This is a genomic window from Intestinimonas timonensis (genome assembly GCF_900626145.1).
GTDB classification, from domain to species: domain Bacteria; phylum Bacillota; class Clostridia; order Oscillospirales; family Oscillospiraceae; genus Intestinimonas; species Intestinimonas aquisgranensis.
In genome coordinates, this window is sequence record NZ_LR130816.1 from 315767 (window position 1) to 337487 (window position 21721).

Consider the following 21721-nt stretch of genomic DNA (forward strand, 5'->3'; position numbering starts at 1 on the left):
TTTCCACATCCGAGCATAAAAAATACCCTGCCGATACCGGCAGGGTATTTTTTATGGTCTTTTTCCTTACTCCGCGCTGCCGCCGTCCAGAACGGCGCTGACAGCGTCGTAGTCGGCGGCCACCACCAGCACCACGGTGTTGCCCGCCTGGCGGACCACGGCGTCCTTCAGCTTGGGCAGGTCCTCGGGCTTGTACTGGACCTCGGTCTCGGTCTCGGTCTGGGCGGTGACGTGGGCCTCCACCGCCGTCTTGGCCGCGGCGGCGGCCTCCTCGTCGGCCATGGTCAGGATGGCCAGCTCCTCATAGCCCCCCTCCAGGGAGGTGTAGACCACTGCCGCCGTGGGCTCGTCCTCCAGCCCCAGGTAGGCCGGCACCATGTCGGCGTCCAACTGGGAGAGCGCCTGGGTAAAGGCTCCGGAGTCCAGCAGGGCCTTGGCGGTAGTCTCGGGGTCGTAGCCCGCCGCTTCGGGGGCCTTCCCGCCGCAGGCGGCCAGAGCCACCAGGGCCAGGGCCGCCAGAAGAATGGTCAGCTTTTTCATCAGGACATCTCCTCTGTCTCCGCCACCGGCTGGCCCGCGGCGTACTCCGCCGGGTCCACGGTGTGGATCTTTAAGTAGGCGTACCACTTCTCATACCAGCTCCGGGTGAAGTGGATGCCGTCGGTGGTCCCCTCCGGGGGCAGGTTCCCGGCGTCGTTCACCAGGGCGGAGGCCACATCCACATAGACCACGCCCTTGTCAGCGCACACCTGCCGGAGGAGCTCATTATACCGGACCACATTGTCGTTGTTGAGCCAGGAGGCCGGGTTGGTGGCGTGGGCCTTCTCCGGCTCGATGGGTACCAGGGACTGGATATAGAGCACCGCCTCCGGCTGACGGACACGGATCTCGTCCACCGTCCGGGAAAAGGCGTCGGTGAAGGCGCCGTCGTCCCCGTATCCCAGCTCGTTGACGCCGAACATGAGGTAGACCTTGGCGTACTGCTTCTCGTCCAGCCAGTCCAGCACCAACTTCTTGTCCCCCACGCCGTTGAGGGGCACCGCCCGCTGGTCCACCTTGTCGTTGCCCACCACGTGGAAGATCATGAGGGATTTATAGGCCAGGAAGTCCGCCCCCCGGATACCGCTGTAAAGCCGCAGGCCATCGGTGCGGGAGTCCCCGATGAAGACGGCGTCGGAGAACCAGTCATCTTCCACCGCCGCCGTCTCAGGCGCGGGCTGGGTGAAGTCAAAGGCAGGGACCGGCGTAGGCGTTGGCGTTGGCTCCGGCAGGACGGCGGCGGCCGTCTCCCCGGTGGCCGGTCCAGATGCCTCCGGCGGCGACACCGCACGGGTCCCGGCTGGCGGTGGTGCCGACTCCGCCGTCGTGGCGGGCTGCTGGGCCAGCGCCCCCAGGGACACCGCTCCAATGAGGACGGCACAGGCCAGCAGGGCACTCAGAATCAGCCGCCTCCGGTGGCCTACCTCCCGGTCTCGCTTTTTGGGTTCGGGAGCGCCGGGCGCCCCCGCAGTTTTCTGCATGCCTAGGATCTCCTCTCTATGTATTCCGAGGTGTCGGACAGATGATGGACCCGATCTCCTCCAGGGAGCGGGCGGTATGGGTGGGCTTCAGCTCCGCCGGGGCGATGCCGCCGCCGGGGGCGAACCAGATGACGTCCAGGCCGACGGACAGAGCCCCCTTCACATCGGAGCCCAGTCCATCCCCCACCATGACGCAGCGGTTCATGTCCTCCGCCCCCATGGCGGAGAGGGCGGCGCGGAAAAAGGCCGGCTCCGGCTTTCGGGTCCCCATCTCCCCCGAGATGAAGAGCCGCTCCAGATAAAGTTTCAGTGGGGAGCCCGCCAGCCGGGCGTACTGCACACGGGCCACTCCGTTGGTGGCCAGGGCCAGGTGGCAGCCCGCGGCCCGCAGGGTCCGGCACAGCGCCTCCGCCCCCGGTAGGAGCAGTGAGCACTCCCCCAGGTGGTCCAGGTACCGGCGGTTCATCTCCGCCGGGTCGGCGGACCGGCCCAGGCGCTCCCCCAGCAGGCGGAACCGCTCCACCGTGAGGAAGCCCTCCTCCGCCTCCCCCCGGTCGAAGGCCGACCACAGAGCGTGGTTGATCTCCAAATAGGTCTGTTTGGTCCCCTCGTCACGAGGCCAGCCGAACTCCGCCAGCACGGCGTCCAGGGCCTGGGCCTCGGCGGCGTTGAAGTCAAACAGGGTGTTGTCGGCGTCCAACAGGACGATGTCATAGCGTCTCAAGGCTTCTCTCCCCTTTCCATCCGCCGCCGGAGCATGCTGTACATCCGCACCAGGGAGGACACCACCAGTACTCCCACCGCCAGGGACCCGGCGATGCTCAGGGTGTGGAGCCCGGTGTTGAGGAAGTCCTGGGTGTTGCCCCGGAGGGCGGCGTCCATCATATTGTAGATGCCGGCGCCGGGCACCAGGGGGATGAAGGCGATGAGCAGATAGCCTGTGGCGGGGCACTTACGTACCCGGGCCATGACATCAGCGTAGGCCGAGAGAAAGACCGCCGCCCAGAAATACTGGATGACATCGTTGTTCCCCATGATGGGCCCGGTGAGGAGGTAGACCAGCCAGGCCAGTGCGCCGCCCAGGGAGCAGAGCACCGCCCCCAGACCGTTGATGCGGAAGAGGACACAAAAGCCCAGGCAGGCCAGAAAGGCGTAGAGGCAGGGCAGAAACAGCTCCATCACAGCACCCCCCATACAGCGCTCACCAGGCTCAGGGCCACACCGGTGCCCAGAGCAATGCCGGCGCCGGTGAGCAGGGCCTCGGCCAGCTTCACCAGGCCGGACATCATATCCCCGGCCATGATGTCCCGCATAAAGTTGGTGATGACCAGACCGGGCGCCTGGGCCATGATAGCGCCGGTGATGATGAGGTCGATGTGCTCCCCCACCCCCAGGCTGGTGAGGCCGGCGGCCAGCAGGCCGCAGAAAAAGCCGCCCACCATGGCCTTGAAGAAGAGGTTGGTGCCCAGCCGGGTGAGGAAGGGGACCACCAGCCCCACCGCCAGGCCGCAGATGCCGCCGCAGAAGGCATCCCGGGCTGTGCCGCCGAAGAGAAGGCAGAAGGCCGAGGTGAGAAGGACATAGGCCGCCAGCTCCACTGCCATGGGCGTATGGCGGACCTCCTGCACCACGCAGTCCAGCTCCCCCGCCGCCTGGTCCAGATCGGGCGGGCAGGCGCACAGCCGCCTGCACAGATCGTTGAGGGCCTCCATCCGGCTGATGTCGGTGCCATGTCCGGGCACCCGGCGCACCCGGGTGATGGGCTTCTGGCCCGGTGCCGTCAGGCTGACGATGACACAGTTGGGGATGACGAAGACCTCCCCGGTCTCCACCCCGTAGGCGGTGAGCAGGTACTGCACCGACTCCTCCACCCGATAGATCTCCGCGCCGCTGAGCAGGAGGTGGTAGCCCAGATCGCTGCTCAGGGTCAGCAGTTTATCATAATCCAAGGCCGTCGGCTCCTCTCTGCCGCCCATGTCTCTCAGACGGCGCAGCATGTCAAAAAGTTTTCAGCGTCCGCCCATGGCCCGGTGTTCCGCCGAGAGCTCCCGGGCCAGGCGGGCAAAGGGCCAACCGGCGTTGGTGCCGGTGAGGATGGCCTTCAGGGAGGTGGGAGCGCCCTCGGCCTTCAATGCCTCCAGCACCTGGTCCAGGGTCTCCCGGTCCACCTCGCAGAATACCAGCACCCGGTCCTCCGGCGGCGTTTCCTTTTCCGGCCGCTCCGGGAAGCCCTGGTAGCCCGCCAGAAAGCCCACGGTCTGGCCCACCCGGTCCCGGGGCACCGGGATCACCGTCAGGCCGAACCGGCCGCACACCCGGGCGATGGCTCCGGGGCCCATCATCACAAGGGGTTCATAGTACAAAACAGCGGCCATGATCCGCCCTCCTTTTTTCTCCCGTCCCCACGGGACGGGGCACTGTCGCTTCTTTTCAGTATAGCAGATATCGGGGCGCGTTGTCACCAGTGATTTTCCCCCTTTCCATGCAAAAAACCACGGGCCCGTCCCCTTTTTGGGGAACAGGACCCGTGGCTTGCGTGAAGCGATGTTCAGTGGCCGTGACAGCAGCCGTGGTCGCAGCTGTCACAGGCGGGAAAGATGCTCTTGTCGTAGTCTGCGCCGGTCTTTTCATAGTAGTCCTGGATGGCCTTCTTGATGGCCTCCTCGGCCAGCACGGAGCAGTGGAGCTTGTGGGCGGGCAGGCCGTCCAGAGCCTGGGCCACCGCCTTATTGGTGAGGGTCAGGGCCTCGCTGAGGGGCTTGCCCTTGATCATCTCGGTAGCCATGGAGCTGGAGGCGATGGCCGAGCCGCAGCCGAAGGTCTCAAACTTCACGTCCGCGATGACGTCGTTCTTGATCTTCAGGTAGATCTTCATGATGTCGCCGCACTTGGCGTTGCCCACCTCGCCCACGCCGTCGGCGTCCTCGATAACGCCCACGTTCCGGGGATTACGGAAGTGGTCCATGACGGTCTCACTATAAAGTGCCATATCTTACACCTCTCTTACTGGATGACAAAATTCTGTTTTCCGCTCTGGAGGTCCCGCCACACCGGGGAGATACTCCGGAGGTAGGCCACCACCTGGGTGACCGCGTCGATCATGTAGTCCACCTCTTCCACGGTAGTCTCGTGGGAGAGGGTGAGCCGCAGGGAGCCGTGGGCGATCTCGTGGGGCCGGCCCAGGGCCAGCAGCACGTGGCTGGGGTCCAGGGAGCCGGAGGTACAGGCGGAACCGGAGGAGGCCTCCACCCCCTTGTCGTCCAGCAGCAGCAGGAGGGATTCGCCCTCGATGCCCTCGAAGCAGAAGCTCACGTTGCCGGGAAGGCGCTCCGTCCGGTGGCCGTTGAGGAGGCTGTGGGGGATCTGCCCCAGGCCGTCAATCAGCCGGTCCCGGAGAGCGGCCACGTGAGCGGCCCGCTGGTCCATATTGACCAGGGCCTCCTCGAAGGCCGCCGCCATACCCATGATGGCGGGCAGATTCTCGGTGCCCGCCCGCTTGCCCCGCTCCTGGGCGCCGCCGTAGATGAGGTTCTGGAGGGGGATACCCTTCCGGGCGTAGAGGACACCCACCCCCTTGGGGCCGTGGAACTTGTGGGCGGAGAGGGAGAGCAGGTCGATGTGGTCCTTCTCCACGTCGATGGCCAAGTGCCCCGCCGCCTGGACGGCGTCGGTGTGGAAGAGGACCCCCTTCTCCCGGCAGGCCGCCCCGATCTGAGCGATGGGCTCCACGGTGCCCACCTCGTTGTTGGCGTACATCACCGTCACCAGGCAGGTGTCGGGGCGGATGGCCGCCGCCACCTCCTCCGCCGTGATGCGGCCGTCCCCGTGGACGTCCAGCAGGGTGACCTCAAAGCCCTCCTTCTCTAAGGCCTCCAGGGTGTGGAGGACGGCGTGGTGCTCAAAGGCGGTGGAGACGATGTGCTTCTTCCCCTTCTTCGCCCCCAGCCAGGCGGCGGTGCGAATGGCCTGGTTGTCGGCCTCGCTGCCGCCGGAGGTGAAGGTGATCTCCCGGGGATCGCAGCCCAGCCCCTTGGCCATGACGGCCCGGGCCGACTCCAGGGCCTCCTTGGCCGTCTGTCCGGTGCTGTGGAGGCTGGATGGATTTCCGTAAATGCCGTCCAGATAGGGCAGCATGCCCCGGATGGCCGCCTGACTCATCTTGGTGGTGGCGGCGTTATCGGCATAGATGTGACGCATGGTATTCGCTTCCTTTCCCCGCCCAAAGGGGGGCGGACGATGCAGAAGAGGTGGCCCTCTTTAATTCCTGGTGTTTTCCTATGCATTATCCTAGCACCTATTTCCTAGTATGTCAATAGGTTTTTGTGGTTTTTACAATTCAGGCGCAGAGGCCCTCCGGGACCTCCGCCGTGCGGCGGCGGCGCTGCACCAATCGCCCCAGCAGGGCGGTGGCCAGCTCCACCACGGGGAAAGCCAGCCAGATCCCGGTGACGCCGAAGCACCAGGCGAAGAAGCAGGCAATGAGGATAACGCCCATGCAGCCCCGGAAGGTAGAGAGAGCGCAGGCCGCTCCGGCCCGCTCGGTGGCGCTGAGGAAGGCCGCCGTCAGGTAGTTATAGCCCACGCAGAGGAAGCCCACAAAATAGAGCCGCAGGCCCTCTTCCGCCAGGCTCTGGAGCAGGGGATCGCCCTCGCTGTTGAACCAGGAGACCAGGGTGGGGGCGGCCAGCAGAGCGGTGGTCAGAACGGCCAGCCCCACCCCGCCGGAGAGGACCAGTCCCTTCCGCAGGAGGGCAGCCGTCTCCTTCCGGTCCCCCCGCCCATAGGCCCGGCTGAGCAGGGGCTGGATGCCCTGGGACATGCCTGTAAAGACGGAGAGCACCACCAGGGCCAGGTTGGCCACGATGCCGTAGGCGGCCACGCCGGTGCTGCCGGCGGTCTGCAGGAGCAGCAGGTTGAAGACCATCAGTACCATGCCGGAGGAGCATTCGTTGACGCAGGCGGAGAGACCGGGACCGACATTCCGTCCCAACTCCCGGAGCCTGAGACCGTCTCTGGTCAGATGGAACCGGGCCCTGCCGGTGACAATGTGGAGAGAGGAGACGGCCAGGCCGATGACAGGGGCGAGACCGGTGGCCAGGGCGGCGCCGAAGAGCCCCATGTCCAGGGGGTAGACGAAGAGGTAGTCCAGGGCGATGTTGGCCAGGCTCCCCGCCAGCATGTCGCACATGGCCAGCCTGGGGTTGCCGTCGTTGCGGAGGAAGGCCATAAGGAGGTGGTTGAGGATGAAGCAGGGCGCAAAGCAGAGGACGGTCTTCAGATAGGCGGTACACAGAGGGAGAAGGTGACCTTCCGCCCCCAGCGCCCGGGCGATGGACTCCGGCCAGAAGAGGCCGCGCAGAGGAAGCACAGTCCGGCGGCCAGGGCGCTGAGGAGGGCAGCGGTAAAGACCCGGTCGGCTCCCGCCCCGTCCCTCTGGGAGCGGAAGATGGTGTAGCGGGTGGCGCCGCCGATGCCGAACAGCATGCCCAGGCCATTGATGAGTCCGAACACGGCGATGGAGAGGTTGAGGGCGGCCAGGCCATCGGCCCCCAGCCGGTTGGACACAAAGAAGGTATCCGCCAGGATGGTTCCTGAGGAGCCCAGCATCCCCAGGATGCTCAGGGAAACGTATTTTCCGAATTCATTTTTTCTCATGCCCATGGCTGCCTCCTGACCGCATGGCTGCCGGATGAAAACAAAAAAGGTGCCTGAACGCATTCCTTCTAAGATCTACGGAATGCGTTCAAGCACCTCAACAGTACTCATCCGATGACGAATACCCATGCTCGTGTTAAATTTGCAGTGTGAGTGTACCACAGGCCCTGTGGAAAGTCAAGTGGCGGGACCTTCCTGCTGCCGGGGTTCCCTGGGGCGGTTGCGCCGGTCGTGGGCCTGGACGCTGTAATAGCGGCGCTTCGCCTCATACATCCTGCGGTCGGCCTCGTCCAGCTGCTCCCGGACGCAGACGGGACCAGCCCGCCAGGAGGCGCCCACCGAGCAGCAGATCCCCACCGCGGCCATGCCCTCTTCCGCAGCACGGACGGCATTCTGAAAGGCCGTCTCCTCCAAAGTGTCGTCCACCACCACGAACTCGTCGCCGCCGATGCGGTAGGCTTTATCCACAAACACCTTCCGCAGCTCCCCGGCCACTTTGCAAAGCAGCTCGTCACCGGCGCTGTGACCCATACGGTCGTTGGTCTCCTTAAGACCATTGAGGTCAAAGCAGGCGATCCCCAGCGGTCCGCTCTCCCGCTGCACGTCTACCACCTGATTGAATTTGTTCCGGTTGAAAAGCCCCGTCAGGGTACATAAGGGGTGATGTCCTCGTGTGTTCCCCAGCGGGCGGAACCATACTCCATGCCGTGGCGGTATTTCTTCGCATTTTTGCTTTTCAGATATACCGCCAGCCGAAGCCCACCGCCGAAGCAGATTCCCACCAGCAGGTCCAACGGGTGTAGGCTGATCCATCAGAATCTTGCCCATTGCATCCGACAGTGTAAATGGCAGCTTGTCTGGTTGCGGATTTCCCAAGCTGATTGTCAGGCTTCCTTGCGGGTCCCCGTCGATCAGAAGCACTTTCTTTCCGGCCTGTGCCAGACCTATTCCCAAGTTCGCACAGGTTGTTGTTTTGCCAACGCCGCCTTTTTGGTTGGCGATGGCGATGATTTGTGTATTCAAATAAACCTCCTCCTTCTACAAAAAATATCCCTATTCCGAAAAATAGGGATGAAAAAAGCCGCTTACTCAAATAAATGAATAAACGGCTATGTAAGAAATATTCGATTGTAAGTAAAGTTTTATATCACTGCAAAATACCGAAGTGCATCTTTGATTGCTTCTACCTTTTCTGGTGTCGGATGCTTCCTCGGCTGTTTCAATTCTTCTACCGCATTAGGAGCATCATACATTGGCAAGCCTAAATCTCTCTTTACCTCTGCGATATATGCGGTATGTACTTTGAAGCCGTATTTCGCTTCTATGTACTCCTTAATCATTTTGTAGGTCACTTTTTCTTTGGGCTTGTACGCTTCGGCTCTTTTAGCAATACTATCTACCGGAATCTTGCCCTCGCCCTCTCCAAACTCCACATCAATGTGGATATAACTGTCGGCTTTTTTGTGGGATAAAAGAACTACCGTCTCCACGTGTGCGGTGCGGGGGAACATGTCCACCGCCACGGCGGTCCGGGCGACATAGTCCAGCTCCGCAAAGCGGGCCAGATCCCGGGCCAGGGTGGCCGGGTCGCAGGAGACGTAGACCACCCGCTGGGGGGCCATCTGGGCGATGGAGGCCACCACCTCCGGCGCCAGGCCCTTCCGGGGCGGGTCCACGCAGATGACGTCCGGCCGCAGGCCCTCGGCGGCCAGCCGGGCGGCGGTATCGGCGGCATCACCGCAGAAGAACTCGGCGTTGGTGATGCCGTTGCGCTGGGCGTTGGCCTGGGCGTCGGCCACGGCGGAGGGAACGATCTCCGCCCCGATGACCCGCCCTGCGTGGCAGGCCATGGCCAGGGAGATAGTGCCTATGCCGCAGTAGAGGTCCACCACCGTCTCGGTGCCGGTGAGCCCGGCCAGCTCCACCGCCTTGCCGTAGAGAACCTCGCACTGATCCCGGTTCACCTGGTAGAAGGAGGGCACCGAGATGCGGAAGGTGAGGCCGCAGAGGGTGTCCTCCAGATAGTCCCGGCCCCACAGGGTGCGCAGCTCCCTGCCCAGCACCACGTTGGTCCGCTCCTTGTTCACCGACAGCACCACGCCCGCCAGTTCCGGGGCGGCGGCACGGAGGGCCTCTACCAGCTCCTGCTCGTGGGGTAGCCTCTCCCCGTTGACCACCAGACAGCACAGGGCCTGGGTCCGGGAGAAGCGAACGAAGAGGTGGCGTACCAGTCCGGCGTGGGCCCGCTCGTCGTAGGCGGGGACGGCGTAGTCCGCCATCCACCGCCGCACGGCGTGGGCCAGGGCGGAGGCGGTCTCCGGCTGGAGGAGGCAGTCGTCCACGTTCACCACATCGTGGCTCCGAGCCCGGAAGAAGCCGATCTTGGGGCCATCCTTCCCGGCGGCCACCGGCAGCTGCACCTTATTTCGATAACGCTCCGTATTTTTCGCCCCTAAAATCACAGAAACTGGCAGGTCCAGCCCGCCCACACGGCGGATGGCGTCCTCCACCCGGCGGCGCTTGGCCTCCAGCTCGGCGGGGTAGCTCATGTGCCGGAACTGGCAGCCGCCGCACCTGGGGTACTGGGGACAGTCGGGGGCGACCCGGTCCGGAGAGGGTGTCTTCACCCCCACCGCCTTGCCCCAGATGGCAGAACGGCCCACCTTTAAAATGAGGGTGTCGCACACCTCGCCGGGGAGGCCGCCGGACACAAAGACCACCTGGCCGTCCAGATGGGCGATGCCTTCACCGTTGAGTCCGATGGACTCAACGGTCAGGGGCAGAATGTCATTTTTCCTGGGCATGGGGGAACACCTCATTTTAAGATGGGATGGGCGAGACGGCCAGCAGGTCCTGGAGGTCGTCCCAGGGGAGGGTGAACTCCAGCAGGCCGGCGGCGTAGGGGGCCAGGGTGTCGGGCTGGTAGTAGATCACCAGGCCCTCTTCATTGAGATAGAAATAGGCGTCGTTGAGCTCGGACTCCAGAGACGCTCTGGCGTAGCCGGCGTCAGCGCCCTTCAGCTCCAGCAGGTCCAGCACCCGGGTACGGCCGGCATCGGAGTCGGTAAAGCAGTCCCACAGGGTCAGCTTTTCCCCGGTGCTGAGGTCAAAGGTCTCGGAGAACTGGAAGTTGGAGGGGTGGGCGGCGCCGGTGACCGAATTGGAATAGTAGCTGCGCACGATGCTGACCATAGACTCGTTCTGGAGGGCGATGCGGTAGCTCATGGACTCACCGTAGGGCAGGAAGTCCTCCCCCATGGTCTGGGCCACCTCGTAGTCCCCGGCGGCATAGCCGGCCAAATCGGTGGCGTCGCTCAGGTAGGCCATGCCCTCGGCGGCATAGTAGTCCTGGATCTTCTGCCAGGCGGGCACTTCTCCGGCGTTCTCGATGTCGGGGAAAACATACTCCACCGACATGACCACCGTGCCGTCGTCAACGGTAAAGTCTTTCGCGAAGATCTGATCGGTCCACACAAGCTCCAGGGGGGCCGTCTCCTCCGGTGCCGGAGACTCTACAAGGGCGGGTGTGGGGGTGGGACTGGCCTGTGACTCCGCCGGAGCGCAGGCAGCCAGGGTGAGGACCAGGGCGGAGGCGAGCAGCAGGGATCTGGCGCGCATAAGGACCTTCCTTGTATTATAGAGTAGTAGTTATTAGAGCCCCTCTCCAAGGGCTGTGCTACACTGTAAGGGATGCTGTGGATTGGTTGGGTTCTCCTACCACAAGATGGTTTCAGAAAGGTTCCAACCACAGCCCCTTACAATTTTGTTAATCAGTTCAATACCGCCGGACGGTTTATGTGGAACAAGGCTACAAAAGTAAGGTGCACTGTGGATGCAGCATCATAATTCTAACCGCTGGAGGTTCTTGCTATGGTAGTTTCTGTTGGTATCGATGTTTCAAAGGATAAGCACGACTGCTTTATCCTCAACTCGGAAGGCGAAATCCTTTCGGATGTGTTCACCATCCCAAACAGTCTGGACGGTTTTACCATTCTGCTGCAAAGAATTCGGGACTGCTCTTCGTCTCAAGACAACATAAAAGTAGGGCTTGAGGCAACCGGGCATTACAGCTACAACATTCTCGGGTTTCTTCTTGACAATGGTCTACCCACCTATGTCTTGAACCCCTTGCGCACAAACCTTTACAGAAAGAGCCTTCGTCTCAGAAAGACGAAGACTGACCGGGTCGATGCGCGAACGATTGCGGCTATGCTTTTGTCCGATGCAGGCCTCAAGCCCTACACAGACACAGTTTACCACAACGAGGAGCTAAAGTCATTGACAAGATACCGTTTTGACAAGGTAAAAGAACGGGCGAAGCTGAAAAGTTCCGTTTCAAGACTTGTCTGCATCCTATTCCCGGAATTGGAAAAGCTTACGCCAACGTTGCATATGCCTTCCGTATACGCTCTGCTGGACGAGTTTCCCGGCGCAAAACAAATTGCCGAGGCAAACTTAACACACTTGAAAGCCATCCTTCACAACGCATCCAAAGGCCGCTATAACAGGGATAAGGCCATAGATATCCGCGAGTCAGCCAGAGCATCTATTGGGGCAGTAATGCCTGCAAAATCACTGGAGCTTCGCCACACCATCCGGCTCATCCGAGAGCTGGACGCTGAGATTGAAGATATTGAAGCAGCCATTCAAAGCATCATGAACGAGATGCATTCGCCCATTACCACCATCCCTGGCATCGGCACTCGGATGGGTGCTATGATTCTTGCCGAAGTAGGCGATTTTTCCCGCTTTGATTCCCCGGACAAGCTGTTGGCATATGCTGGTATGTCCCCGTCTACCTACCAATCTAGGCAACTTAAGAACTGCTATCCCCATCCCATATGGAGAAGCGCGGTTCCAGATACCTGCGCTATGCGCTTTACAACGCCACCAAGTATGTCTGCCTATGGGCCCCAACCTTTGCTGCATACCTTGCAAAAAAGCGGGCGGAGGGCAAACATTACAACATTGCGCTTTCTCACGCTGCCAAGAAGCTGGTGCGGCTTATTTTTGCTATGGAGAAATCCAGGCAGCCGTACTGCTCGGCAACGTAAATTCCTCTTGACAGCCAGCACTGGGGTTCTAACGAGCTCCTGCTTTGCTATACCCTTTTTGAACCATCTGCCGTTTTACCACATCCATTCATTTTTAGGGTTGACACTTAATAGTTAATCTTTCTGTGTCGTGGCGGACGGGCTTTTGCAACATTGTACCACAGCCCCCCACCGCCCGGCTACCTTATTTTGAAAAAGCCCGTCCCCACAGGATGGTCCCGGAGACGGCGGCGGATTTTGTTCACAATTTTCTCTTTTTTCTTCCGGCTGGGTATGATATACTAAACTGATTCCAGAACCAATTAGGAAAGGTGTACGATAACATGGGTCTGCTGAAGAAGCTCTTTGGTACCACCTCAGAGCGCGAAGTAAAGGCGATCTCCCCCATCGTTGATAAAATTGAAGCCCTGGACACGGAGTACTCCGCCCTGACGGACGAACAGCTCCAGGCCAAGACGCAGGAGTTCAAGGACCGCTACCAGAACGGTGAGAGCCTGGACGACCTGCTGCCTGAGGCCTTCGCGGCCTGCCGGGAGGCCGCCTGGCGTGTGCTGGGCATGAAGCCCTACCGGGTACAGCTCATCGGCGGCATCATCCTCCACCAGGGCCGCATCGCCGAGATGAAGACCGGCGAAGGCAAGACCCTGGTGGCTACCCTCCCCGCCTACCTCAACGCCCTCACCGGCCGCGGCGTCCACATCGTCACGGTGAACGACTACCTGGCCAAGCGTGACTCCGAGTGGATGGGCAAGGTCTACCGCTTCATGGGTCTCACCGTGGGCCTGGTCATCCACGGTGTCATGGGTGCGGACAAGCACCGGGCCTACGCCGCCGACATCACCTACGGCACCAACAACGAGTTCGGCTTCGACTACCTCCGTGACAACATGGCCATCTACAAGCAGGAGATGGTCCAGCGGGACCACGCCTTCGCCATCGTGGACGAGGTGGACTCCATCCTCATCGACGAGGCCCGTACCCCCCTCATCATCTCCGGTCAGGGCGACGAGTCCACCCAGCTCTACACCATCGTGGACAACTTCGTCTCCCGGCTCAAGTGCAAGGTGGTGGCCAGCGTGGACACCAAGGAGGAGGAGGACCCCAACGAGGACGCCGACTATATCGTGGACGAGAAGGCTCGCACCGTCACCCTGACCGCCAACGGTATCGCCAAGGCGGAGAAGGCCTTCAACCTGGAGAACCTGGCCGATCCCGAGAACACCACCCTCTCCCACCACATCAACCAGGCCATCCGGGCCCGGGGCCTCATGAAGCGGGACATCGACTACGTGGTCAAGGACGGAGAGGTCATCATCGTGGATGAGTTCACCGGCCGCCTCATGTTCGGCCGCCGCTATTCCGAGGGCCTCCACCAGGCCATCGAGGCCAAGGAGGGCGTCACCGTGGCCCGGGAGTCCAAGACTCTGGCCACCATCACCTTCCAGAACTACTTCCGTCTCTACGACAAGCTCTCCGGCATGACGGGTACCGCCATGACCGAGGAGGAGGAGTTCAACGGCACCTACTCCCTGGACGTGGTGGAGATCCCCACCAACAAGCCCCAGGCCCGCATCGATCACCACGACGTGGTCTACAAGAACGAAGCCGGCAAGTACCGGGCCATCATCAACCAGATCAAGGAGTGCCATGAGAAGGGCCAGCCGGTACTGGTGGGCACTGTGTCCATCGAGAAGTCGGAGCTGCTCTCCGGCATGCTGAAGAAGGCCGGCATCAAGCACAACGTCCTCAACGCCAAGAACCACGAGAAGGAAGCCGAGATCGTGGCCCAGGCCGGCAAGTTCGGCGCCGTCACCGTGGCCACCAACATGGCCGGCCGTGGTACCGACATCATGCTGGGCGGCAACGCCGAGTATCTGGCCAAGGCCGACCTGAAAAAGGCGGGGCTCAGCGATGAGCTCATCGCTGAGGCCACCGGCTTTGCCGAGACCGACAACCAGGACATCCTGAACGCCCGCAAGATGTTCTCCGACGCCGAGGCCAAGTACAAAGCCGAGATCAAGCCCGAGGCCGACAAGGTCCGGGAGGTGGGCGGCCTCTTCATCCTGGGCACCGAGCGCCATGAGTCCCGCCGCATCGACAACCAGCTGCGCGGCCGTGCCGGCCGTCAGGGCGACCCCGGTGAGAGCCGGTTCTACCTCTCCCTGGAGGACGACATCATGCGTCTCTTCGGCTCCGAGCGGGTCATGGGCATGATGGAGAAGCTGGGTGTGGACGAGGATACCCCCATCGAGCAGAAGATGCTCACCAACGCCATTGAGTCGGCCCAGCGCCAGGTGGAGTCCAAGAACTTCCAGCAGCGCAAGAACGTGCTGGAGTACGACGACGTCATGAACACCCAGCGTGAGGTCATCTACAAGCAGCGCCGGCAGGTCCTGGACGGCGAGGACATGAAGGCCAGCATGGAGAACATGATCCGCACCACCATCCACAACGCCATCCGCGGCCGCATGGGCGAGCAGAAGCACATGGATGCCGAGAACTTCCGGGAGGCCCTGGCTCCCTTCCGCGGGGTGTTCCTGCTGCCCGACGAGCTCAAGCTCACCGACGAGGAGCTCCAGAAGTACGGCTTCGAGGACCTGTGCTCCATGGTGGAGGAGCGGGCCTTTGACATCTACCAGAAGAAGGAGCAGGCCCTGGGCAGCCCCCTCATGCGGGAGCTGGAGCGGGTGATGATGCTCCGGGTGGTGGACGAATACTGGATGGATCATCTGGACAACATGAACGAGCTGCGCCAGGGCATCGGCCTGCGGGCTTACGGCCAGGAGGACCCCGTGGTGGCCTACAAGCGCGAGGGCTACGAGATGTTCGAGGAGATGATCGCCGCCATCCAGGAGGAGACGGTGCGCCGCGTGTTCATCGTCCGTGTCCAGGCCAAGAACGGCGAGGGCACCGTGGAGCGCAAGCGGGTGGCCAAGGTCACCGGCACCTCCGGCGGCGGGGACGGCTCCGTCAAGCAGCAGCCCGTGGTCCACAAGGGCGTCAAGATCGGCCGCAATGACCCCTGTCCCTGCGGCAGCGGCCTCAAGTGGAAGAAGTGCACCTGCAAGGAATATCACCCCGATCAGCAGTAAGGTCGTTGCGGCCGATGCGAGCGCAGGCGAGCCGCGCCGCTAGGCGCGTCCAAGCGTCTTGCCGCCAGGCAAGGCCTTGATGCCGGGCGAATTCATTTCGCCCGAGCAGATGAAATCATCGGGGTCCCCACGGGGCCTGCCCCGTGGGGAATTATCACCCCGATCAGCAGTAAGACCACAAGGCATCCGGGACAAGCCCTCTTCGGTCCAGAAAGGAGTACCTCTTTGGAGATCCACGACAAGATCAGCGCCGGCGTCACCTACCTGTCGGCGGAGTCCTTTGAGCACGCCGGCGGGGTGGTACACGGCTTCTCCACCCGGCTGGGCGGAGTGAGCACCGGCATCTATGAGAGTCTCAACCTGGGCTCCACCCGTGGCGACGACCCTGAGCACGTTTGGGAGAACTACCGCCGATTCTTCGCCGCCGTGGGGGCCGACCTGAGCACGGTGGCCATGACCAACCAGGTCCACAGCGATGTGGTCCGGCCCGTGACCACCGCCGACATCAAGGCCGGCCTGCTGGACCAGGAGCCCTACGAAGCCGACGGTCTGGTCACCGACATCCCCGGCGTGGCCCTGGTCATCTTCAGCGCCGACTGCCTGCCCGTCCTCCTCTACGACCCGGTCCGCCGGGTCATCGCCGCCGTTCACGCCGGTTGGCGCGGCACCGCCGCCGGCATCGTGGAGCGTGCGGTGGAAAAGATGGCCTTCTACGGCTGCCGTCCGGAGGATATTCTTGCCGCCATCGGTCCCGGCATCTCCCGGTGCTGCTTTGAGACCCACGAGGACGTCCCAAACGCCATGACCGCCGCTTTGGGCGTCCGTGCCACCCCCTTCCTCTCCCCCATCGAGAACGGCAAGTTCAAGGTGGACCTGAAGGGCATCAACGCCACACGTCTGGAGCGCGTCGGCCTGCGCCCCGAGCACATCTCTGTCACCGCCGACTGCACTGCCTGCCTGCCTGAGAAGTACTGGTCCCACCGGATCACCGGCGGCGTCCGTGGCAGCCAGGCTGCCGTCATTCAGCTTTTATAACTCAAAAGAGCGAAAAGAGGGATATTGTTCTCCACTTTTCGCTCTTTTCCATACCTATCACTCATCAGGAGCCGCCTATGAAACCATCCCGACTGTTCGCGCTGGTCCTCGCGCTGGTCCTGCTCTCCGGCTGCGGCGCCCCTCCGCCGGAGGTCACCCCCACACCCTCCCCCACGCCGGAGACCGCGGAGGAGGCGAGCACCGTCTTTACCCTCCCCCGCACCACCGCCAGCCTCCACCCCATTCTGAGCACCGACAAGGTGAACGTGGCCCTGGCGGGCCTCATCTGGGAGGGCCTCTTTGAGCTGGACCAGACCTTCTCCTCCCAGCTCCGGCTGTGCCAGAGCTACGCCGTCAGCGAGGACGGCCTCACCTGGACCTTCCACCTGCGCAGCGGCGTCACCTTCTCCGACGGCTCCGCCCTCACCGCCGACGATGTGGTGGCCTCCCTCCAGCTGGCCCAGAGCCCCCAATCCCGGTTTGCCGGGCGGCTGGACGACGTGGCCTCCATTGCCGAGCAGGACGGCGCCGTGGTGATCACCCTGAGCACCCCCAACGGCGCTCTGCCCGCCCTGCTGGACATTCCCATCGTCAAGGCGGGCTCCGACGAGGTGCCGGTGGGAACCGGTCCCTACCGGCTCACCGAGACCGACGGGGGCGCCGCGCTCACCGCCCGGACCGACTGGTGGCGGAACCTGGACCTGCCGGCGGAGACCATTCCCCTGGTGACCATCCAGGCCGCCGACGACCTCATCTCCGCCTTCGACACCGAGGAGATCTCTCTGGTCACCGCCGACCTCACCGGCACCAGCACCCTGGGCTTTGCCGGCGACCACGCGGTGTGGGACTACCCCACCACCACCATGGTCTACATCGGCTACAACTGCCAAAAAGGCCCCTGCGCCAACGCCGCCGTCCGCCGAGCCCTGGACCGGGCCTGGGACCGGAACACCGTGGCGGTGGCCCTCTACTCCCGCCACGCCCAGGCCGCCACGCTGCCTCTGCACCCGGACTGCGCCGACTACGACGACACCCTGGCCCAGCGGCGGGACTACTCTCCCCAGGTCTTTGCCCAACTCCTGGAGGAGGCGGGCTATGCTCAGGGGGAGGATGGTCTCTTGTACCAGGGACGGCAGCCCCTCTCCCTCACCTTCGTGGTGAACACCGACAACACCTTCCGTGTATCGGTGGCAGAGTACCTAGCCGGGGAACTCACCAAGTCCGGTGTCCAGGTGGAGCTCCAAAAGCTCTCCTGGACCGAGTACCAGCAGGCCCTCACCGCCGGCTCCTTCGACCTCTACCTGGGGGCGGCCGCCCTGTCCGCCGACTTTGACCCGGCCCCCCTCCTCACCGCCGGCGGCGCTCTGAACTTTAGCGGCTACTGGAACGCCAACACCCTGACCCTCCTCTCCGCCTGGCAGGCGTCCTCCGGCGCATCCCGGAAAACCGCCGCCCAGGCCCTGTGGACCGACCTCGAGACCCAGGTCCCCTTCTCCACCCTTTGCTTCAAGAGCCAGTCCGTGCTCACCCAGTGGGGGGCGGTCACCGGCCTCACCCCCACCCAGCAGAACCCCTTCTACGGCATAGAGAACTGGCGCTTCGGGTCCTGACCCGGCGCCGTTACCTGATAGATATATATCATGAGGGAGGAACCACCAATGGGAGACGTATTTCGCTGTTTCGTGGAAAAAAAGCCGGGCTTTGACGGAGCCGCCCGGGCTCTGTGCCGGGAGCTCACTGAGGCCGTGGGGATCCAGGGTCTCACCGGGCTCCGGGTGCTCAACCGCTACGACGTGGAGGGCGTGACGGCCCAGGTCTACGCCGCCGCCCGGACCTCCGTGTTCTCCGAGCCGCAGGTGGACGCGGTGTACGACGAGACCTGTCCCCTGCCCCAGGAGACCCACACCGTGCTGGCGGTGGAGGCCCTGCCCGGCCAGTTCGACCAGCGGGCCGACTCTGCGGCCCAGTGCATCCAGCTCATGACCGGCGGCGACCGCCCCATCGTCCGGGCCGCCACCGTGTACCTGCTACTGGGCACCCTCTCCGCCGACGATGCGGAGAAGGTGCGCTCCTACCTCATCAACCCCGTGGAGGCCCGGGAGGCCTCCATGGACAAGCCCGACACCCTGGCCCAGACCTACCCCATCCCCCAGTCGGTCCAGGTGCTGGAGGGCTTCCGTGATCTGGACGAGGCCGGCCTCCAGGCCGTGCTGGAGGAGTATGGCCTGGCCATGGACCTGGCCGACCTCACCTTCTTCCAGTCCTACATGAAGGGCGAGGAGGACCGTGACCCCACCATCACCGAGCTGCGGCTGGTGGACACCTACTGGTCCGATCACTGCCGCCACACCACTTTCTCCACCCACATCGACTCCGTGGAGCTCCTCTCCCCCGAGGTGACGCGGGCCTACCACCTCTACCAGGCCGCCCGGAAGGAGGTCTACGGCGAGGAGAAGGCCAAGGCCCGGCCCGAGACCCTCATGGATCTGGCCACCATCGCCACCAAGGTCCTCAAGAAGCGGGGCGTCCTCCAGCACCTGGACGAGAGTGAGGAGATCAACGCCTGCTCCGTCCACGTCACCGCCAATGTGGACGGGGAAGCCCAGGACTGGCTCCTCATGTTCAAGAACGAGACCCACAACCACCCCACTGAGATCGAGCCCTTCGGCGGCGCGGCCACCTGCATCGGCGGCGCCATCCGTGACCCCCTCTCCGGCCGGTCCTATGTCTATCAGGCCATGCGTGTCACCGGCTGCGGCGATCCCCGTACCCCCCTGAGCGAGACCCTGGAGGGCAAGCTGCCCCAGCGGAAGCTGTGCACCACCGCCGCGGCGGGCTACTCCTCTTACGGCAACCAGATCGGCCTGGCCACCGGCCTGGTCAGCGAGATCTACCACCCCGGCTACGTGGCCAAGCACCTGGAGGTGGGCGCCGTGGTGGGCGCCGCACCGGCCGCCAACGTGGTCCGGGAGCGCCCCGCCCCCGGCGACAAAGTCATCCTCCTGGGCGGCCGCACCGGCCGGGACGGCATCGGCGGCGCCACCGGCTCCTCCAAGAGCCACGACCTCAAGAGCCTGGACACCATGGCCTCCGAGGTCCAGAAGGGCAACGCCCCCGAGGAGCGCAAGCTCCAGCGCCTCTTCCGCAACCCCGAGGTCACCCGGCTCATCAAGCGGTGCAACGACTTCGGCGCCGGCGGCGTCAGCGTAGCCGTGGGTGAGCTGGCCGACGGCCTGGACATCGATCTGGACGCCGTGCGGAAAAAGTACGACGGCCTGGACGGTACCGAGCTGGCCATCTCCGAGAGCCAGGAGCGTATGGCCGTGGTGGTGGCCGAGGGCGACGTGGACACCTTCATCGCCGCCGCCAGCGCCGAGAACCTGGAGGCCTACGTGGTGGCCACCGTCACCGAGTCCCCCCGGATGGTCATGCACTGGAACGGCGCCGTCATCGCCGACCTGTCCCGGGAATTCCTCTCCTCCAACGGCGCCGACAAGCACACCACTGTGGTGGTCCCCCCGGCGGAGCTGGGCCTGCCCTTCGCCGGCGCCGGCCTGCGGGAGCTGTGCTCCGACCTGAACCTGGGCCTCCAGCGGGGTCTGGGTGAGCGCTTTGACGGCACCATCGGCGCTGCCTCGGTGCTCATGCCCTTCGGCGGCAAGACCCAGACCACCCCCACCCAGGCCATGGCCGCCCTGCTGCCCGTGGACCCCGGCCACGAGACCGACACCTGCTCCGTCATGGCCTGGGGCTTCCGCCCCCGTTGGATGGAGAAGGACCCCTTCCACGGCGCCGGCGTGTCGGTCATCGACTCGGTGGCCAAGCTGGTGGCCGCCGGCTGCGACCCCACCAAGGCCTACCTCTCCTTCCAGGAGTACTTTGAGAAGCTGCGCAATGACCCCGTCCGGTGGGGCAAGCCCTTCGCCGCTCTGCTGGGCGCCTTTACCGCCCAGATCGGCCTGGGCGTGGCCGCCATCGGCGGCAAGGACTCCATGTCCGGCTCCTTCCTGGGTCTGGACGTGCCCCCCACCCTCATCTCCTTCGCCATCGCCCCAGAGAAGGCCCAGAACGTCATCACCCCTGAGTTCAAGGAGGCCGGTCACCCGGTCTACCTCTTCCAGCCCAAGTTCAGCGGCGACTACGGCGACCTGAAGGCCCTGTGGATGGACTTCCACAAGCTGTGTCTGACCGGCCACGTGAAGGCCGCCTGGGCGGTCACCGCCGGCGGCAGCGCCGAGGCTGTCATCAAGATGTCCTTTGGCAACCGCATCGGCTTCACCTCCGACGCCCGGCTGGAGCGGGACCCCTTCTGGATCACCACCCCCGGCGCCATCGTGGCCGAGTGCGACGGCCCCGTGCCCGGCGCCACCCTGCTGGGCTACACCTCCAATGAGCCCATCGTCTCCCTGCCCAACGACTCCGCCCCCATCGACGAGCTTCTGGCCGTCTCCGAGGGCGTGCTGGAGAGCATCTACCCCACCCGCACCGACGCCGCCGGTGACGTGCCCACCCTCAGCTGCGCCGAGCGCTCTCCCGCCGTGTGCCGCAGCAAGACCGCCCGTCCCAAGGCCGTCATCCCCGTCTTCCCCGGCACCAACTGCGAGTACGACACCGCCCGGGCCTGTCTCCGGGCCGGCATCGAGCCGGAGATCGTGGTGGTACGCAACCTCAACGCTGACCTCCTGTCCCAGTCGGCCCAGGCTCTGGAGGAGGCCATCCACAGCGCCCAGATGATCGTCCTCCCCGGCGGCTTCTCCGGCGGCGACGAGCCCGACGGCTCCGCCAAGTTCATCTGCTCCTTCTTCCGGAATCCCCGCCTCACCGACGCCGTCCACGACCTGCTCAAAAACCGTGACGGCCTGATGCTGGGCATCTGCAACGGCTTCCAGGCCCTCATCAAGCTGGGACTGGTGCCCTACGGCGAGATCCGCCCCTCCATGGACGACAAGTGCGCCACCCTCACCTTCAACGACATCGGCCGCCACCAGAGCCGGTACGTCACCACCCGGGTGGCCAGCGTCCGCTCCCCCTGGATGCTCAAGAGCCAGGTGGGCGACCTTCACGCCATCCCCATCTCCCACGGCGAGGGCAAGTTCGTGGCGCCCCAGCCCCTGCTGGACCGCCTCATCGCCAATGGCCAGGTGGCCACCCAGTACGTGGACCTCTCCGGCGTCCCCTCCATGGACATCTCCGCCAACCCCAACGGCTCTCTCTGCGCCATCGAGGGCATCTTCTCCCCCGACGGCCGCGTCTTCGGCAAGATGGGCCACTCCGAGCGCCGGGGCGAGTTCCTGGCCAAGAACATCCCCGGCGACAAGTTCCAGCCCATCTTTGAGAGCGGCGCCGCCTACTTCGCATAAGGAGC

General features: G+C 63.9%; 17 protein-coding genes and 1 pseudogene. 5 read left to right on the forward strand and 13 right to left on the reverse strand.

The features are described 5' to 3' along the window. Positions 1–66: 66 nt before the first annotated feature. From E0E29_RS01645 to E0E29_RS01705, 13 genes are all read right to left on the reverse strand, one after another. A complete protein-coding gene (locus tag E0E29_RS01645) occupies positions 67–540 on the reverse strand; it encodes a DUF4358 domain-containing protein (protein WP_130848353.1) in 474 nt (157 codons plus the stop codon). After that, positions 540–1520 (reverse strand): GDSL-type esterase/lipase family protein, encoded by a 981-nt coding sequence (locus tag E0E29_RS01650; RefSeq protein WP_130848354.1) that lies wholly within the window; start codon positions 1518–1520, stop codon positions 540–542. Before E0E29_RS01650 ends, E0E29_RS01645 begins: the two co-directional genes overlap by 1 nt. Before the next feature lie 16 nt (positions 1521–1536). After that, a complete protein-coding gene (locus E0E29_RS01655) occupies positions 1537–2244 on the reverse strand; it encodes a YjjG family noncanonical pyrimidine nucleotidase (protein ID WP_130848355.1) in 708 nt (235 codons plus the stop codon). After that, on the reverse strand, positions 2241–2699 hold the full coding sequence (locus tag E0E29_RS01660) for a threonine/serine exporter family protein (RefSeq protein ID WP_165449756.1): 459 nt from the start codon (positions 2697–2699) through the stop codon (positions 2241–2243). Before E0E29_RS01660 ends, E0E29_RS01655 begins: the two co-directional genes overlap by 4 nt. Then, complete coding sequence (locus E0E29_RS01665) at positions 2699–3469, reverse strand: threonine/serine exporter family protein (protein WP_242622332.1); 771 nt, start codon at positions 3467–3469, stop codon at positions 2699–2701. Before E0E29_RS01665 ends, E0E29_RS01660 begins: the two co-directional genes overlap by 1 nt. 60 nt (positions 3470–3529) lie before the next feature. Continuing rightward, complete coding sequence (locus E0E29_RS18960) at positions 3530–3895, reverse strand: DUF3783 domain-containing protein (RefSeq protein ID WP_130848357.1); 366 nt, start codon at positions 3893–3895, stop codon at positions 3530–3532. Between the two features lie 173 nt (positions 3896–4068). Continuing rightward, a complete protein-coding gene (gene nifU / locus E0E29_RS01675) occupies positions 4069–4509 on the reverse strand; it encodes a Fe-S cluster assembly scaffold protein NifU (RefSeq protein WP_130848358.1) in 441 nt (146 codons plus the stop codon). A gap of 14 nt (positions 4510–4523) precedes the next feature. Beyond that, positions 4524–5717: a cysteine desulfurase family protein gene (locus E0E29_RS01680; RefSeq protein WP_130848359.1), complete on the reverse strand. Its 1194-nt coding sequence runs from the start codon at positions 5715–5717 to the stop codon at positions 4524–4526. Positions 5718–5856: 139 nt separating this feature from the next. Then, positions 5857–6888, reverse strand: coding sequence for an MATE family efflux transporter (locus E0E29_RS01690; RefSeq protein ID WP_242622333.1), 1032 nt, complete (start codon positions 6886–6888; stop codon positions 5857–5859). Continuing rightward, the gene (locus E0E29_RS18545; protein ID WP_242622334.1) at positions 6795–7181 is read right to left on the reverse strand and encodes a hypothetical protein; all 387 of its coding nucleotides are present in this window, start codon (positions 7179–7181) and stop codon (positions 6795–6797) included. The genes E0E29_RS01690 and E0E29_RS18545 overlap by 94 nt, the downstream gene beginning before the upstream one ends. Positions 7182–7352: 171 nt before the next feature. Continuing rightward, positions 7353–8198, reverse strand: coding sequence for an AAA family ATPase (locus tag E0E29_RS01695; RefSeq protein ID WP_130848361.1), 846 nt, complete (start codon positions 8196–8198; stop codon positions 7353–7355). 119 nt (positions 8199–8317) lie between these two features. Next, positions 8318–9979, reverse strand: a complete 1662-nt coding sequence (gene rlmD / locus E0E29_RS01700) for a 23S rRNA (uracil(1939)-C(5))-methyltransferase RlmD (RefSeq protein ID WP_242622335.1) — start codon at positions 9977–9979, stop codon at positions 8318–8320. A gap of 16 nt (positions 9980–9995) precedes the next feature. Continuing rightward, positions 9996–10793, reverse strand: coding sequence for a DUF3298 and DUF4163 domain-containing protein (locus E0E29_RS01705; protein ID WP_130848363.1), 798 nt, complete (start codon positions 10791–10793; stop codon positions 9996–9998). A gap of 252 nt (positions 10794–11045) precedes the next feature. Here E0E29_RS01705 and E0E29_RS01710 point away from each other — a divergent pair. The 5 genes and pseudogenes from E0E29_RS01710 to E0E29_RS01730 all read left to right on the forward strand — a co-directional run bounded on the left by E0E29_RS01710 (position 11046) and on the right by E0E29_RS01730 (position 21716). Further along, positions 11046–12229 (forward strand): annotated as a pseudogene (locus E0E29_RS01710) (IS110 family RNA-guided transposase). A gap of 323 nt (positions 12230–12552) precedes the next feature. Continuing rightward, positions 12553–15321, forward strand: a complete 2769-nt coding sequence (secA, locus tag E0E29_RS01715) for a preprotein translocase subunit SecA (protein WP_130848364.1) — start codon at positions 12553–12555, stop codon at positions 15319–15321. A gap of 225 nt (positions 15322–15546) precedes the next feature. Then, positions 15547–16356, forward strand: a complete 810-nt coding sequence (gene pgeF / locus E0E29_RS01720) for a peptidoglycan editing factor PgeF (RefSeq protein ID WP_130848365.1) — start codon at positions 15547–15549, stop codon at positions 16354–16356. A gap of 77 nt (positions 16357–16433) precedes the next feature. Then, positions 16434–17966, forward strand: a complete 1533-nt coding sequence (locus E0E29_RS01725) for an ABC transporter substrate-binding protein (protein WP_130848366.1) — start codon at positions 16434–16436, stop codon at positions 17964–17966. Positions 17967–18014: 48 nt separating this feature from the next. Then, entirely contained in the window at positions 18015–21716 is a 3702-nt protein-coding gene (locus E0E29_RS01730; protein ID WP_130848367.1) for a phosphoribosylformylglycinamidine synthase, read from the forward strand. Positions 21717–21721 lie beyond the last annotated feature (5 nt).